We start from the raw sequence: 16,772 nt of genomic DNA, 5'->3' as shown, positions 1-16,772 counted from the left end.
TTGGGATTATTTAATGTTAATTTATGTCTTCTTTAATTTATTGCATTCTGTTTTTCATTTCGACTGATTATTACATGTAGAAGATTGAACCAATGATCTAACTTTTTGATAGCCTCGACTACTTCATTAGAATCTTTAGTCAATGGAACACTAGAATTTAAAAAGACCATTGTTTCTAGTGGAGTCCTTAAACTATCAAAACGTAAATTAATCGTCATTTTTTTAACGTTAGCAGAACTGTTTTTATTTGCCGTTACTGCTCCAATCGCCAAACCTAGTCCGCCAGCTAACACTCCACCTACAGCCATTCCACCTAGTTGACTGCTTCGTGAGGTCTTAGTTATGGTTTCTTCATCTTGTTGTACTTCTACATGCAATAGGTCGTTAAAATTATAAACATTAATAGAATTAATATCTCCGATGGCAATTCTGCTGGAGTTTCCATCAATGCCAAGCATCTTACCTCTATATTCAAAATAGATGGTTGGCGTAAAGCTATCAAACTCATTCAGTTTTTCTAAAAGACGATCCAAGGCTTCTTTTTTTCGAGAAGTTTCAATGTCCTCAATTCGTGCGACAGATACTCCTCCCGAAATAAGTCCAATCAATGAAATAAATATGGGAGTCCATTCTTTATAAACAATTGCAAGCACTATTCCCAAAATAACTATCAAAAAAGAAGCTAGTAATAAAAGTCCATGTTTTAGCATCGTTAACTCCTGTTTCTCAGATTAAAGCATGTATGCTTCAAGCGAAATGTAATTAGGAGAATTTTTCTTTGCAAGGTCAATTGGCAAATTACCATCATTGTCTTTAATATTTGCGTCTGCCTTAAGGTCTTTCAGTTCACCAAGATAAAAACTGCTATTACTTAAAATTGCAATGTGTAGTGGTGTCTGTCCGAGTGAATTTTGAATATTTACATTAAGAGCATTACGTTTTAATGCTTTGAATGCCTCGAAGTTGTTTTCCTCAATGGTGTAGTGAAGTAGAGTGTTCCCAGTATCTTGGTCAACCGCATTAAGATCTAGGGTTTTATTATCAAGAGCAGACCGAATTTTTGTTGCATCTAATTTGCCTTCAGTTGAGTATGTTTCTTTCAAATTCTTCACCTTTTTGCTTGCGATTGTATTTGTGTTTGTTGGGTTGCTTGGAGTAGTAGATGTGTTATTCGTTGGTGATGTAACTGAACTCGAATTTGTTACTGATTCTTTTAGTGAAACTTGAGTACTGGTTACAGACTCAACAGAGTAGCCCATGGCATTTGCTGTGTCTCGTACAGGAAGGAAGAGCTTACCATTAATATTCATTGGACTTTCTGACAACTTAGCCTGAGAACCATCTACCACAATCTTTACACTTGATTGGGTTGCTTTAAAATATGTAGCTGCTCCTGCTACAGACCCTGCTGTAGCAACTACGCCTACGATTGCACCTAGCATGAATGTGGGGATTTTTGAAACTAATTTTTTCATTGTATGTACCTCCGAATTTATAGTAGATTTATCCTGTATAACTAGTTAAATTATACTATATATATCGGTAGTTTAATTGGAAAAGTTTAGTTTAAATCAATACGAGTACCATTGATTTTAACATTTTTACTGGCTTTAATCTCAATATCACCATCACTAGTCATTTTGATTGCAGATCCTGATTCCGTAATCAGATTGATTTCTTTGCCTTTAATATTTATTGGCCCCAATTCAGAGAGTAATGTCACTCCGTCATCTGTCAATCTTAAACTTTTTTCACGTCCATAGTTACTATTAAGATAAACAAAGTCAAAACTACCATTAGGCTTCTGAATACTGCCGCGTCCGTAGCCCCGTGAATCCCCTTCACCCATATCGATTATCGGATAGGCTTGTTCGCCATCTCCTTCAAAGAAGAGACGCATCTTAGTCTTATCTTCCATCTCATAAACGTAAACAGGCCAAGGAGTAACTTCAACTGTCATCTCACCTTTTTGCTCAGAAGATATCCAGTACAATTTTCGACCATCAGATAATTCCTTGTGAACTCCAGAACCTTTTACTTTACCAGTTAAGAATTTTATTTCTTTACCTTCAATTTTGACATAGTTAGACCAACCTTGAAGAGCTGCGTTTGTTAAAGTGGAGAGTTTACCTGCAACTAGAGAACTAATGAATCCATCTTCGGCAGTTAAAATGTTGGCAGCTAACAATTCTGTGTCAATTGCTCCCGCTCCCACGATGTCCCACCGATTGAGATGAAGCTGTTTTTTCTCAGAATCCATTAGTAGAGTATTGTTTCCATCTGTTACGATAAGTTTCTTGAATTTGGCCGTCCCATCCATAGAAATAGATGCTGGCGCTTCATCAAAGTCTTCACTGCCGAACCAAAGTCCCCACTCGGGGTACATTTTAATTACTCCCCCTTTAGTGTCACGCAGCTCCAAATCGGAACCACGAATATGTCCGTCTTTAAAGAGAGAGTTTTTAATTTCCGCATTGTTAGCAAATAGGGAATCTAACCAACAATTACCAAAATAATCCACTCTAAAGGGCGCTTGGTTCCAATTTTCGTGCCCAATACCAAATCCTAGCTCTGAAACGGTTATAACTTCATTGTTCTCACCAACTCGAAGTCTGAGATTTCCATCCTGCGCCAACCAAAACACGTTGGAAGTAACTCCATTTCGAATCTTATCAATGTAGAATCCACGACTATTATTTATCCCTGATATATTAGTAATTGTTCTATCATTACAATTACTCGAAGCGTATCTGTTTACATGTAATCCGAAGACATCTGGTTGTTCTGAAGTTAATCCCAAACGTAGAACAGGGCGACCACATCGATCATCAATCATTAATTTGGAGCCTTCAATGGTGAATACACCTGTTGTGTCACCAATAACGACCCGCTGTCCTAAAATTATTTTTCCAAGAACTTGTTCTGCGATCAGTCCATCCGCGGTCAGGGCAGACTCGTATTTTAAGCCTCCGCTCCGTGTGAGTGCAATAACACCATGAGTCGCCCTCAAGAATCGCAGGGGGTCATCTGGGTCAATTATCGTCAGCCCTGTACGATCCAGTGTAACGAATTCATTGCTCGCCATGTTAATCTCATTAGTAATCTTATTCCAAAAATTATCGAACAGTCTGCTCATCTCAGACGAGTCAACTACCGCTTTTGTCCAATCAGGTCTTCCATTGCTAACGACTACATTTGTGTTTTTAGTGTCTTTTAAATATTTTTCAAGCCGTTTACTCTCATCATTAACATTCTTAGCATTACTCAACGTTAACTTTATACTTGATCCACCAAAGTCATAATTAATCTCGCTAATCCTTGCTGTTAACTCAATCCCCAATGGTTCATATTTCACATTAACGAAATCACCAAGGTTTAACTTTTTCCAATTACGTTGCTCTTCAATAATCTCCAGAAAGTTAACTATATCAATCTCAACTGCTAATTGTGGAACTTGTAACTCTTTAAACTTTTCCATCGCTGCATCATATAAATCTTGCTCATCTATGTATACATCATCGTTAAATTCTCGTTCAATTACATAGTAGTTCAACTCTTGTAACTGTTCACTTGTAAAGTTATTCTCCGAATCCAACAACACTTGCAACGCCTTAGTCCGATTTTGTACATTTGTGATCTGATTTAACTTATTACTAATCTCAATTTGCTTAAGGTTGATCTGATTTTCCTTATTGTCTAGACTATATCTCTCTACAATCGCATTATCATTACCAGCCATCTGATATTCTTCAATTGAGATGGTGGCAACTTGCATAAATACGCCTGTAGATGATCCATTAACTGTAATAGTTGCTGTATCAAGATTGTTTAACTTGCCCAACATTACCCATCTACTCGATGTTACTGATTTAACAGATCCATTCAATGCAACAGTTAAGCCAGAAGAGGAATCAACTTTAATCATTGCAGCATAATTATAGCCCTTGTTTAATTTAAATGTTCTCGATGTACTACCACTATGACTGTATTTCTCAAAGAACATCTTATCGCCAAATTGTTGAGCCAATGTTACTTCCTGTACAACTTTTTCATCCTGTTGTAGCTTGTTTAAATCTACCTTCAATTGATTTAACTGTGTCTCGTAACCTTCCAATTCCTCAAGGTATTGTTTAAACAATCCTGTTTTGCTCTCAACCAACGCTTCATAATCCAATAGTGCATGACACAATGAATCACTCATATAAAAACTTGGTGAAATCACAGTTTTATTAGCATCTCGTTTAAATGGATAAATCCAATAACCATAGTTTTCAATGTAATTCTGACCAGTTGGATTTACTTTGTTAATTCCCAGTCCATCTTTACCAGAAGCGGAGAGACGTGTAACCATTTCCTCTGAACTTCTGTTACGACTCATACTCTTCATCAATTTGCCATATGAAACAGTGAGTCCCATATTGATACCTGTTAACTCAGGCTTAGTCATACTCAATGTTCTAGTATCTGTATCAAATGTGACTATCGCATTGTATACTTCCGCAATGGAATAGATAGCTTCGAGGACAGTAGAGGAGGGGAATTCAAACGCTCTTTTGCTTGACTTGAAATCAGCATCTATGTAATCAATATTCCAAATTGTATTACCCATTCGAAGCATGTCCTCAATTACTTTATCTGCTCCGTACGACTCAACCTCATAACTTTTAATCAACTTATCTGACAACTCACGAACCAATGAATAGCATTTAACTTGCATAATATCCGAATCATCGAGATTATCACTAATATCGTTCACAATAAACCATTCAACTTTAATCCCAGTTACAACTTTGATTAAATATCGTTCCTTGATTAGCTCCACATTCTTATTCGGGTTCAACTTGTGATACTTATCAATAAAGTAGGGGAGAGAAAATGACAACTCGCTCACATCATTTAGTTTGACATCTACGCTGTCATTAAAGATCTCTGATAATTTTCTGATAATCTCACGATTGGGCTTGGCAAGGAAGTATTGTGGTTGAATAGGTTTCCTATTACGATCAATTTCTCCTAACATATACATCCTTTCTGAAAAATAAATAGAAGAGGGGATTAACCCTCTCCTTAAATCGTTCTAGTTTTTAATTGTTTATTTACTGCTCCAAAGAATTTGTCACTTAAGCTTTGTCCAGTATCTGTGTCTTTAGCATGTATCTCAACCTTTTCAATTTGAATACGATTGTCATTAGTCGAAGGAGTTGGTGTCGCCTTGGAGAATAGACCAGAAAAATCAAGTCCACTCTTGATTTTATCGGTGATACCACGAACAACATCTACAGTCTTCAAAAGGTTTGATGTGTCTGATTTATTAAGGATCAATTCCTTCTCATGTGCTAATAGGAATTTACCATCTTTACCTATGCCAGCAGGGGTCATGCCGCCAGTTTCAGCGGAGAATATCTTCTGACTTACCAAGTCCTTAAAGCTACCATCTGGGAATCCATAAACTGAGCGCAGTTGGTCATTCTTGGACTTGAGAGTATCAAACTGTTGAGTGAGATTTTTGTATTGAGTAGATGACTTGTCCAGCTTAGCCATTTCTGCTTTAATCGACTCAGCAGATTGTTTATTGCTCAGATACTCAGTCCACGCTACACGAGCTGCAGTTGTGCCTTTAATTGTTCCCGTTGAGCCGGATGTACCGCCATTAGAACCGTTGGAAGAGCCAGAATCAGGAGCAGAGTAATCACCGCCAGAATATTTATTCAAACTCTCCATAGATTTCTGGAAGTCGTAAACCATATTCTGCATCTCTTTTGAAGTTTCAAAGACATGTTTATTTATTGTACCGAACAACTTATCATATTCACCGCTAATAATACCTAGAGTAGCTGTGACCACAATCGCATCATTACTCATCAATCCTTTTTTCAGTTCATAGAATTTCTTCTGATCCTCAAGAATATCCTTATATTTTCGTTCAGTTTCTTTCTTTTCCTTGTCTAACTTTTTAAGAGTGTCTTCATGAAGTTTATCTTCTTCATCCTTAAGTTTATCGTTGTAATCTTTATGATCATCCAATTGGTCTTGCAAGCCCTGTTTGACTAATTCGCGGTCACGGTCACGCTGAAATTTACGAATCTCCTCATCAATTGTTGTAAGTTGATCCTGCAACTCTTTACGTTTAGCCTTGCCTTCCATTGAATTATCAGCAGAAAGAGTGTTGAGCCTATCTTGAATTTTTTGGCGCTCATCCATTTTCTTCTTTAGCTCTTCTGTATAGTCAACGTTGGCATTTTCACGATCAAAAGCTTTGAGACGAGCATTGATATAGTTTTCGAACTGCTTTTGCTCTTTGTCGATGTTTTTAGTTCGCTCTTCGTGACGTTTATCTTCTTTTTCACGTTCTTGATCAATAGCATCCAATGCTAAATCACGCTGTTGCTCAATAACCTTTTTATACTCATCGATTATATTGTCGGCGGCAGACTCTTTAAGATCTTTGAGTCGATCATTAACATCTTTCAGAGCAGAGTTTGTTTCGAGTAGCTGAAGATTAAGCTCTTTGAGTTTATTAGTATAATCCTCTGTTTGAACAGCATTTAATTTGCCACTTTTCAGCAAACGCTCAGTGTACTCAATCTCACCTTTTGTAACAGTCTGCTTGTGCTCAAGAATAGGAAGTTGACTTCGAAGCTCTTTGTTGTACTCAACAGAACCCTCGGTCATGAGCTTCAATTTAGATTCAGAAAGAGATATTGCATTATCATCAGCTTTTGCTTGTTCCTCATAGGCTTTCCGCTGAGATTCATATACATTGTTTCTTTTTGATGCTATTTCAGACTCAATTTGAGCTTGCTCAACTTCATTTTGTGCCATGAGACGATCAAATTCACCAGAAGTGATTTGCTTGTTTTTTACTTCTTTTTCAAGCATGACTCGCTGCTCAGCTAGTTTCTTATTCTTTTGTTCAAGGTAGCTTATCTGAGACATTTCTTCTTTACGCCAATCGGCAGATGACTCACCATAAGTAGACTGCTTGGATTGAGACTTAGAAATCTTGTCGTCAATAATCTCAGCGGCTTCTTCATATACAGCAGACAAACTCTCAATAAACTCTATACGATTCGCGTACATCTCTCTTTGTTGAGAGGAAATGTTATCTTCTTCCCGTTGCTTTGCGTTAGCTATATCGCTAGCCGATGAAGCCTCTGTTTTAGTTGTAACATTTCCACTTTTTTGAGTTATAGTTGTTTTGCCACCATTAGTTGCAATAGAATCTACAGTTGAACTGCCTACACCATTAATACGTCTGGCGCTACGGTATTTTGGCCCCCAATAGCTATTATTTATATCTTGTTCTTTAAGACCAGAATCGCCCATCTGAACAAACTTGCCGTTACCAGTATAAATACCAACATGAGAAGCCTGTTTACCTTTTATTGTTTCGAAGAATACTAAATCGCCTTTTTTGAGATCTTTCTTATCTACAGCAGTACCTTGTTTAGATTGTTCGGCAGCGGTTCGTGGAAGATTGATGCCAAGAAATTCATCGAACATCTCTTGAACAAACTGAGAACAATCAGAGAGTGCTCTTTTTTTGAATTGATCGAATGTACCATCAAATTTACCAGTAATTTGTTTATAAGTGAATTTCCCCTGTAAACCAAGAGCATTGGAAAGCATAGTATCTAGTTTTGTGCTAGATCCAGACGAAGGGATAGAAGAGGAGGAGGAAGAAGATTTATCAGAAGTTCCTGTGGTGGTAGTAGTTGTTACTTTGGAAGAAACTAACTGACTAGGATTATTCAATCCTTCTTTGCTGAGATCAATCTGTTTTTGTCGTTCCTTATTTTCATCCATTAGAGATTGACGATACTCAGCAGAAGATTTCTTAAACTTATAACGTTCATTATTTATCTTTTCGAGCAATCGCTGAGACTCACGCATTTTCTTCTGCCATTCTGTCTCGACATCAATTACTTCTTTAACACTGTCAGCATTATCTTTGTTGGTTTTAGTTGCGTCCTTGGTCGCTTTGCTGGAATCATTCGCTGCTGTAGTGAGATCGCTTCTTGCACTTTCCAAGAGACTCAAATCGGTTAATAAATCTTTAAGCGCCGCTCTTTCCATCGCATAATCGGATATAGTGGAGTTATTGATTATATTTCCATTCGAATCGATACCAGACTGATTTCTTCTATAAACACCAAACATTTGCTCAGCTTGCTGTTCAGTTATTAGTCCCGCTTCAAGTTGAGAATTAATTTCTTTGATCTTTGCAGATGCTTCAACTTTTCGTCTACGTTCCCAAGCAGCCATCTCAATTTCGTAAGCAGCAATACGCTTCTTAGTCTCATCAATAGTTGTCTTGGTTTTTGCAATTTCATCATTGACAATGGAAATTCGCTCTTCTTTTTTAGCAGCAACATATTTCTTAATTGCTTCCTTACTTAATCCAGTAACTTTTATGAAATCGCCATATTTGTCGTTCATCTTCTTGATCGTTTCAGTTGATAAGCGATTCCCTTTTGCTAATTCAGATTGAGCAGTATTAAGAACATCGATTTCTTTTTTAGTTTCGGAGACAAACGTTGCTGTTTCGCTGATCTTTTGAGACATTTCATCTGTGCGTTCAACCGTTTCTTCCATTGTTAAATTGAATGAATTCAGTGCATCATCTACAGATTCTACACCTTCAACAACTGGAGCATAAGTGTATTGTGAGAGTATAGACATCATGTCTTTGTAGGATGTAGATGTGAGGTTGAGGACTCCAGGCATGTCTTTAAGAAGCTTCATGCCTTCTTCTGCGCTTGCAAGATCCTTCCCTTGAATAGAACGGAATACATCACTTAAATTCTTTTTAAACTGGTTAGCGGAAACTCCGCTTTCTGCTGCCGCATTAGCATAAATATCTAAAAATCCGCGAGTCAAACCTTTGATTTTCACGCTATTTGCTTCTTGCTCATCGACAAACGATTGACCAGCTTCCTTATAAGACAAGGCTTTAGCATTTAACGTGGTTTGAAATGAGGTTTTGGATTCAGATAAAAGAGCAGATTCCTCTTTTAGTGCCTGTGCTAATTGCTTATTTGCAGACTCAGCGAGCATGTTGGCATAACTGTCTGATGGATCTACTTTTGCCCATTCAACTTTATTTGCCTCATAAGCCGCCAATGCAGCATCGTATGCTTTTTCTCTCTCGATTAAAGCTTTCTTTTCCTTTTCAATATCATTATCTATTTTTTCAGCATTTGAATTATATTCAAGCTCGGCAACTAGTCTAGCAGCTTTCAACTCATCTTCTCGTAACCCAATCTGAGTTTGAATAGCCTTATTGTTTTCTTCATATGACTTCGTTTGTCCATCAACGCTTGTGGTTGTAACATTGTATTTACTTGATAATTCACTCTCTATTTGAGCTAATCGAGATTTTTCTTCAAAACTTAATTCAGTCTTTTTGGACAATTCGTCATACTCTTTAGACAGAGATTTAAGATTAGATAAATCATATTGTTTCTGATTCAACTCTTCAGTTTTATCTGAAAAATCTTCAGTAGCAGTTGTTGCGTCCGAGAACTTACCTACTATCCATTCGAGTGCAGAACCAAGCAATACGAACGCACCACCAATAATAGTTGAGGCGAGGAGGGCTTTAAGTGCGAATTTCAGCGCAGTTACTGCACCTCTGGCAATATTCATAGCTCCAGCTAAAGTCTTCATTCCTAAAGATGCGGCAGCGGCAGCAGGAGACGTTGCAAGCAGAGTAATATTTGTTTTAGTAAGATCCCAGATAAGCGCGGCAAGTTTGGGCCGCAGAATAGCAATGCCTATCCCGATAGCGCCCAAAACAACTGGAAGAGCACCAGTTTTATCTACTAAGACAGCGACACCGTTGAGCATACCAGCGAATAATGAAGTAAGAGTGATGATTGTGTCCGAAATTACGGCTTCACCAAAAGCAATTGACAAGGTTTCCCATGCTGTTTTCATCTTTTGGATTCGTGCCTCAAGGGATTGCATGTACTTTTCGTTTTCACGTACTGCTGAGCCTTGAGAATTCATAGCTGCTTCTGTTGCAGAAATTGCAATTGGAAAATTTTGCATTACGGCGAGGAACCGAGTGAGCTGGTAACGCAAAACTGTTACTTTCAGGCATTTTTCGCCCTACTGACTATATCACTAGGTATATAGCGGGATAGGTACTTCCAAAAGTGTCTTTACACTTGACCCATCCTCTCTATATTTCTATAGAGGTCAGACTATAACATCTTCTACTTTAATAGAAGGTCAACGTTTAGTCGTTACGGTTGAAACGTTTGTGAGAGGTTTAAAGATTTTATGTAATTTTGATAAGTCTTTTCGATATAAAGCTATAAATTCTATTTTAATCATTCTCCAATTCTAACTGTCTCTCTCACAAGACGCCTTACCTCGGTATTGCCTTCGCCATTATGCGTTAAGGTGTTCACCGATATGGTTGACTTTGCAACAGTCAATCACTTGACTGTGGGGCCGTTATTTTAACCCGCCAGATTCACTGCTGTGCTTTGTTGTGTTTCTTTGGATAATCCGTTCCATTTGCTTGCTAGTTCAGCCATAATGTCGGCTACTCCACGAGTTTCACCGTTTAAATCTTTCATTGAAACACCAGCAGCGTCCAATACTTCTTCAGATTTATCCATTGTGGTAATGCGAGAATAGATGGATTTCAGTGCGTTACCGATCACTGATCCACTTTCTCTTGTGGCTGTAGCAATTGCAGTAGTATGTCCTAAAAGTTCTTCCATAGATACACCGAAGGTATTGGCGCTGGCACCAGCTCTAGTCATGGACAATGCTAGGTTCTGGGTCGTCACAGCGAAGTTATTATCTATCTCGTTCAATTTATTTGCAATTTCAACACTTTTTCCAGCTTCAACGTTAAAAATAGTCATAGCTGCTGTTAATGTATCCACGGATTCTTGTGGTGTTAATTCAGATATATTTTGTAACAGAGTAGATGTGCGCGCCAGATTCATCGTGTCATCTTCATCGAATCCCATACGAGCAAAACCAATAGCATTCTCGTTGACTTCTGTAATGCTTCGACCCAACTCATTTGCCAACTGAATGCTACGACTCAACATACCCTCAAAATCAGTTGATGCATCCATTACACGTTTTAGTTGAGTCATTTGACTGTCCACTTGGATGATGACATTGGTCATATCTTTCAGCGCTCTAATAGTCATGTAAATGGATGATGTAGCGCCTGTCCATAATGCAACTTTTGAAGCCGCATCCCCAAATCTCTGTCCAAGCGTCTTAGCTTCATTTCCTGCTAATTTCGCTTGACTGGTAATCTGAGTAAGTTTAGTTTGCAATTCGGTCAATGCATTTTTATAGTTGCTAACCTTTGATATATACCCTAATTGAGCATTTAGCGCGGTTAACTCTGCAACAGCCGATGCGTTGCCTTTAAATTTAGATTGAGCTGCTGCGATTTTGGCTTCCATATCCGCAACAGCTTTTTGCCTATTTAAGTTCTCACTTATTGCCGCTGCATGTGCCTTATCTAATGCATCACGATCACGAGCTATTTTTTGTTCCTCAGCAAATCGAGTACGCAACTGAGCAAGAAACTGTTGATTACGCTGTTCTTCTTCTTTTAAGTTCTTATCTGCTAATGCCTTACGTGTTGCATATTCTTGTTGGGCTGCTTGTTCACGTTGCTTATTTATCGCTTGCTCTTTTTGTAACGCATCTTGTTGTTGTTTGAGATAATCTGTTATTTGACTATAATTCTTAACGTTTCCTTGGTTGTCTACGTTAACGCTAACTTGTTGACCAGTCTGATTTTTATATGTATTGGTTGTGCTATTGATCTCACCAAGTTTATTCTTATTAGCTCTTGTTCTTGCAAGTAAATAACCGTCTAACTCTTTTTCAAGTTGTTGTAATGTTTTCTTTTGCTCATTATATGCCTGAGTTTCTTCATTAATTTTCTTAGTTGTTTGAGTAATAATAGTTCCATTGGCTAATTGCTTCTGTGTTACCTTTTCTATTGATCCATCCAATAGTTTAGTCGTCTTAACCGACTCATTAATTACCTTCTGTTGCTGTTCCATTGCAGTACTCAACACTTTAGTTGCTGCAACAAATTCATTCATCGATTTAACGAATGATTTATCAATATCCACTTTCAAATTCAGTGATTTGAGGGAGGGATGACTAGCTAAAGCCTTGATATCATTATTTATGTTCTTAATTGAACTACCTACGTTTAACGCACTGTCAATTAAGATACGTAGATCCTGACTCATATTACTTAAATCACTTCCTTTTTGCTTCTAATATCTAAAGAGAAATAAAAAAGAAGCGATTCAAATGATCGCTTCCCAATGTTTACTCGTATTCAATTTGTTCAACTAATTCACAGATTCCGTCATAAATATCTGCATCGCTACCTTCAAACGAAAGGGGAGAATGGTTTGTAACACTGTCTTTAATCGATTCCAACATTTCTCTGTTATTCTCATTTTGTTCGATAATAAACGATTCCTTATATAGTTCATTGATGTCATTAAGACGTTTAACGTCATCCTTGAACAAGTACTTATCATCTTTCAGTAGCGGTTGATTGTTTTCGTCAAAGATCAAATATTCTTTATTGATCTCATTTACTTCATTCAAGACTGTTTGAAATTTTTCGAGAATAATGTTCTTGAATCTAGTTCTAAGTCTGGATGCTTTTCTCTCCAATTTAAGTGAGTGGAGGTATGTAGCTAATGTCTCAAGTTGATAATTGTATATTTTCATTTTTTACTCCCTATGTATTCAAATGAAATGGTAATTTTACAGTGAATAAATTAGAATATCTGATTCTTTTCTTCTTCGAAATCTCTCAAGTCATAAATCTGCGTTGTTGAAATATCGTTGTGATGGGCTACATATTTAGATACCAAATGCATCGGCACACCAGATTCGAGCAAATATGTAATACATGAGTTTTTAAATATATGTACGTTAATTCTACGCTCTAACATATCTGACAGCACATTAGTACAAAAATCATTCGCCCACGCCGAAGACATCGCTTTAATCTCATTCCCATATCTAGTTGTGAAAACATATTCACTTTCGTACCCTCGTGTATCAATCCACTTTTGCCAATATGGTAAAACCTCTAATGGAACCATATATTCTAGCGGTTTGCCATCGGTTGAAGGGCCCTTACCTCGAACTACGTGAGATAACACATAATTTTGACCTTCGGGTACTTTATAATCCATGATTTCTGACTTGAACTGAATGATCTCTGAACGTCTAGCACCTACAAGAAAAGCTGTAGCGAGCCATGCCATACCTAGCCAGTTTTGATCTTCTTCAAGAATCTTCATCATTGAGTCAAACTCATCTTTTGTAACTTTTACTTTCTCATAAACTCTATTACGTGCGATAGCAGGGAGTCCACGAGTAAAGTTTCTAAAACCTTTATAGTTTTCCTCTTCATCTGCGATAATATTTTCAATGTGGTTACAAAGGCTAGATACAACAGATTTTCTCAGACTGATAGCAGAGGAAGACATTTTACGATTGTCACGTATGAAACTCAGATATCGCAAAAAGTCGCGCTTAGTAATCTTATAGAATGGCTTGTCATTCATTGAACTACATAGATACCAACCAAATTGTCGAAGTACACTTGTATATTGTTTTCTTGAAGCTGGAGAGAGGTCTTGTACGGAGATAAACTCATCTACAATTAATCTATAATCCTCATTAACCTGTAACCACATTTCCTCGGTTACTTCTGCTTGTTTCTTTGCTGGTTCACGTAATGTGTTTTGCTTAACTTCTTTTTTACTCAATTAACATCATCCTTATGTATATTGATCGTAACTTTCCAATGCCATAATCAACACGCTCCCTGTGTTTTATTATTTCAAATTAATTCCTTGGCGTTTTAAGCCTTTATGCATAGCGGCTTTGTGTTCGCCACTGTTACGCAATTCCTCTCTTGTTGCCTCAGTAAATGGACGGGGGACACCAGCATACTCGAAGCTATATTGGTAACCCTGACCCGACTCCACAATTTCAGCTACATTTCTATCTCCATCTGAACGTATATTCTCAACAACTAAGGTTGTGTCATTGATTAATTCAGATTTCATACTTTCTTCGCTACCCAATAATCCTGTTCGTTTATATGAATATGCACTATTGGGGTCTGGAGTATAAACTTCATAGACTTCATCTTTAACATTTTCCTTCATGACTTTTTTAACAGTCTTAGCCACGTCATTACTTAACGCCTTAGCAATAGGCTGATTCAGCTTTTGTAGAAACTTAATCAAGTCTTGTTGAGTCTTAACTTGCATCTGAAATTTCCTGTGCTTGTGCTACTGAAGCAACTGCCATCTCAGCAATTATTTTAGCTGCATTTTGTTGTGCTACTTTGAATCGTTCTTCCAATTTATCAAGTTCAGATTTGGGAAACTCATTAATTACCTCATTAGTGATGTCATTGTCCATAAACTTTCGTGAAATACCAATCAAGCCACCCAAATCAATCTTTTTAGGGAAGGGGAGATCAGTAAACTTCTTCAACATTAGCACGTTAAAAAGACTAAGCGTTCCACGAATTAAAACATCGTCAATCTCTGTCTTAGACCTTAACTCATCAACTAGTGCAATATACTCCGTAACAACATCATCCATCAATGACTCACGAAAAAATGTGTGTATATTTACCTCATATTTTTTAGGGGTAACGTATATTGTTTTTCGCTTGTTGTTCTCGTTATCAACCGTATTTAATTTAGCTAGTGTTAGCTTATTTGATTTTGCCATTAGTTCATCTCCCTATGGTTTATGACCATGATAAGCATTAATTACTTGTTCCGCTCTCAGGTCATAGTTGTGATATTTGTATACAAATTGTTGAGCTTTTTTGGCTTTCTGACTCCTTTGTCTGTCAGTCATACTCAATACTTCATCAACCATCAATATCATCTCATCAGTATTCTTGGGTAGATAGACATGATCATGGAACAGATATTCCTGAGCAGGGGTGAAGGGGGAGACTAGAATACCACCACCAATTCCTAAACTTTCCGCAGGTCTCATTGATGTTTGTGTTATTGACTTATCATCTAAATTCTGTCCCAGAATTATTTTGCTTGAGGAGTATAAGTAAGGAAGATCTTCGTATGCACCATACCCCTTATAGGCTGAAGGATGGCTCAACAAATTTACTTCACGATTCGAATCCATCCACCACTCATTACCAAAGATACTCACATCGTAGCCACGTTCTACGACTGGCATAATAAAGTTGCGAGTTTGCTCAAATCTACGTTCGTAGTTATTAGCAATAAGCACAATATCTCTTTGTATACCTGAATCGACTCGTTTGTGAAACTCAGGATTACATCCAAATAGCATTAATTCAGCTTGCTTGCCTTTACTCCAGTAGTTAGTGAGACATTCAGCAGTTGTAGTAAAGATGTAGTCTGCATAATCAGACCAATAATCACCTATCCAATGATCAAAGGGGGTGTCCTCAATGGAAAAGAATGCATGGAAAATTCCTTTTTCTTTTGTGTGTTCAAATATACCCTCTGAAAAATTAGCAAAGCACTCGGAAAACACCAAATCTACAGGATTACTTTCTATGTATTCTTTAAATAGCTCGACTTGAGCTTCCTTGTCTTTATCCCATAATTGATACTTGCCATCCATGATATGCACTTCATGTCCAAGGTTTTTAAAGCCTGAAGCAATTCCATATTTTATCAGCGATGAATTATTGGTAAATAATATCTTAAGACCCAATCACAACACCACTTTTCAGTGTGAATTCCTCAATAGCTTTCTCAATTTGCTCAAAACGAACTTCCCAGGTGTTCTTTTTTGCTACTTTTTTTGTGATCTCAGCTACCTGTTCCCTATTGTTAATTGAAAACTGAATTGCTTTGTCTACTTGAGATAAAAATTCCACGTCGTCTTCTGCCGTTAATACTGCATCGGGATAAATTTCAGTTTCTTCCCATTTTGTAGCTACGGATAGTGTACCAGATGCCATAACTTCAAACAGCTTGAGAGGGCAGGATGATTGAGTGATGCCATCCTTTAGATTAAACGGGATCAAAGAAACGTCAGCATGTTGATAATATGCATGAAGTTCATCATGACTTTTAACACCTAAATTAATAACATTATCGGGGCAGTGTTTTCCAAATTCTTGTCCTACTAAAAAGGTCTTGTATTTATCTGCTACTTTTTTAATTAAGTTTGTTGAAATCCAAGAACCAATAGCACCAGAAAACATTACAATAGGCTCATTAACCTCTTTATATTCTTCAGGAACATTTGAGTTTTTATCGATGTATGAATCTGGACAGGCGTTCCTAATTAAGTATGTAGGTTTAGATTCCTGAGTCTTAGCATATAGTTTTTGGCTTGTGGTAAATATGATATCTGCCTTATTCATTGCTTCTTTTTCATATGGAATCCAATCTGGAAACTCATCAACACGATTATAGATATTGATATTTGCTTTAATGTTTTCAACATATTGGGCAGATTTGGCCCAAGTGAAGTAAAAGACATCCACCTTGATTTGTTTGTGTTTAATCTTTCTTAGCACTTCTTGAAAATTGTGATATACAAAAACATGAGGATATACTTCTTCAACAGGTTTGTTTGATTGTTCGTTGTTACAGAAAATAACATCGTAGCCGTTATTGGCGAATTGCTCTGAAATTTGCTGTGGAGTTTGCTTTAAGAATCCCCAATTTAATGTTGGTGGATAAAGCATTACTTTACGTTTGGTCAATTTC

The 16,772-nt window shown here is 37.2% G+C and carries 11 protein-coding genes; all 11 read right to left on the bottom strand.

Annotation, left to right across the window (positions count from 1 at the left end; genetic code table 11):
• Positions 1 to 32: 32 nt before the first annotated feature.
• Entirely contained in the window at positions 33 to 710 is a 678-nt protein-coding gene (locus ACFVQB_RS15050) for a hypothetical protein (protein ID WP_379440458.1), read from the bottom strand.
• 21 nt (positions 711 to 731) lie between these two features.
• Positions 732 to 1,475 carry an ankyrin repeat domain-containing protein gene (locus tag ACFVQB_RS15045; protein WP_379440455.1) on the bottom strand — a complete coding sequence of 248 codons (744 nt, stop codon included), beginning with the start codon at positions 1,473 to 1,475 and terminating at the stop codon, positions 732 to 734.
• Positions 1,476 to 1,561: 86 nt separating this feature from the next.
• Entirely contained in the window at positions 1,562 to 5,020 is a 3,459-nt protein-coding gene (locus tag ACFVQB_RS15040; protein WP_379440452.1) for a phage tail spike protein, read from the bottom strand.
• 47 nt (positions 5,021 to 5,067) lie between these two features.
• A complete protein-coding gene (locus tag ACFVQB_RS15035) occupies positions 5,068 to 10,053 on the bottom strand; it encodes an NlpC/P60 family protein (RefSeq protein ID WP_379440449.1) in 4,986 nt (1,661 codons plus the stop codon).
• A gap of 416 nt (positions 10,054 to 10,469) precedes the next feature.
• Positions 10,470 to 12,251, bottom strand: coding sequence for a phage tail tape measure protein (locus ACFVQB_RS15030; protein WP_379440446.1), 1,782 nt, complete (start codon positions 12,249 to 12,251; stop codon positions 10,470 to 10,472).
• Positions 12,252 to 12,333: 82 nt separating this feature from the next.
• A complete protein-coding gene (locus ACFVQB_RS15025; protein ID WP_379440443.1) occupies positions 12,334 to 12,747 on the bottom strand; it encodes a hypothetical protein in 414 nt (137 codons plus the stop codon).
• Between the two features lie 50 nt (positions 12,748 to 12,797).
• The gene (locus ACFVQB_RS15020; protein ID WP_379440440.1) at positions 12,798 to 13,799 is read right to left on the bottom strand and encodes a tyrosine-type recombinase/integrase; all 1,002 of its coding nucleotides are present in this window, start codon (positions 13,797 to 13,799) and stop codon (positions 12,798 to 12,800) included.
• 69 nt (positions 13,800 to 13,868) lie between these two features.
• Positions 13,869 to 14,309: a hypothetical protein gene (locus ACFVQB_RS15015; RefSeq protein WP_379440437.1), complete on the bottom strand. Its 441-nt coding sequence runs from the start codon at positions 14,307 to 14,309 to the stop codon at positions 13,869 to 13,871.
• The gene (locus ACFVQB_RS15010; RefSeq protein WP_379440435.1) at positions 14,299 to 14,781 is read right to left on the bottom strand and encodes a hypothetical protein; all 483 of its coding nucleotides are present in this window, start codon (positions 14,779 to 14,781) and stop codon (positions 14,299 to 14,301) included. Before ACFVQB_RS15010 ends, ACFVQB_RS15015 begins: the two co-directional genes overlap by 11 nt.
• A gap of 12 nt (positions 14,782 to 14,793) precedes the next feature.
• Positions 14,794 to 15,765, bottom strand: coding sequence for a CgeB family protein (locus ACFVQB_RS15005; RefSeq protein ID WP_379440432.1), 972 nt, complete (start codon positions 15,763 to 15,765; stop codon positions 14,794 to 14,796).
• Positions 15,755 to 16,768, bottom strand: a complete 1,014-nt coding sequence (locus ACFVQB_RS15000) for a glycosyltransferase family protein (RefSeq protein WP_379440429.1) — start codon at positions 16,766 to 16,768, stop codon at positions 15,755 to 15,757. Before ACFVQB_RS15000 ends, ACFVQB_RS15005 begins: the two co-directional genes overlap by 11 nt.
• Positions 16,769 to 16,772: the final 4 nt, after the last annotated feature.

This window comes from Paenibacillus sp. NPDC057886 (genome assembly GCF_042796655.1).
Lineage (GTDB): Bacteria > Bacillota > Bacilli > Paenibacillales > Paenibacillaceae > Paenibacillus.
This window is presented reverse-complemented; position numbering and strand designations above follow the sequence as displayed.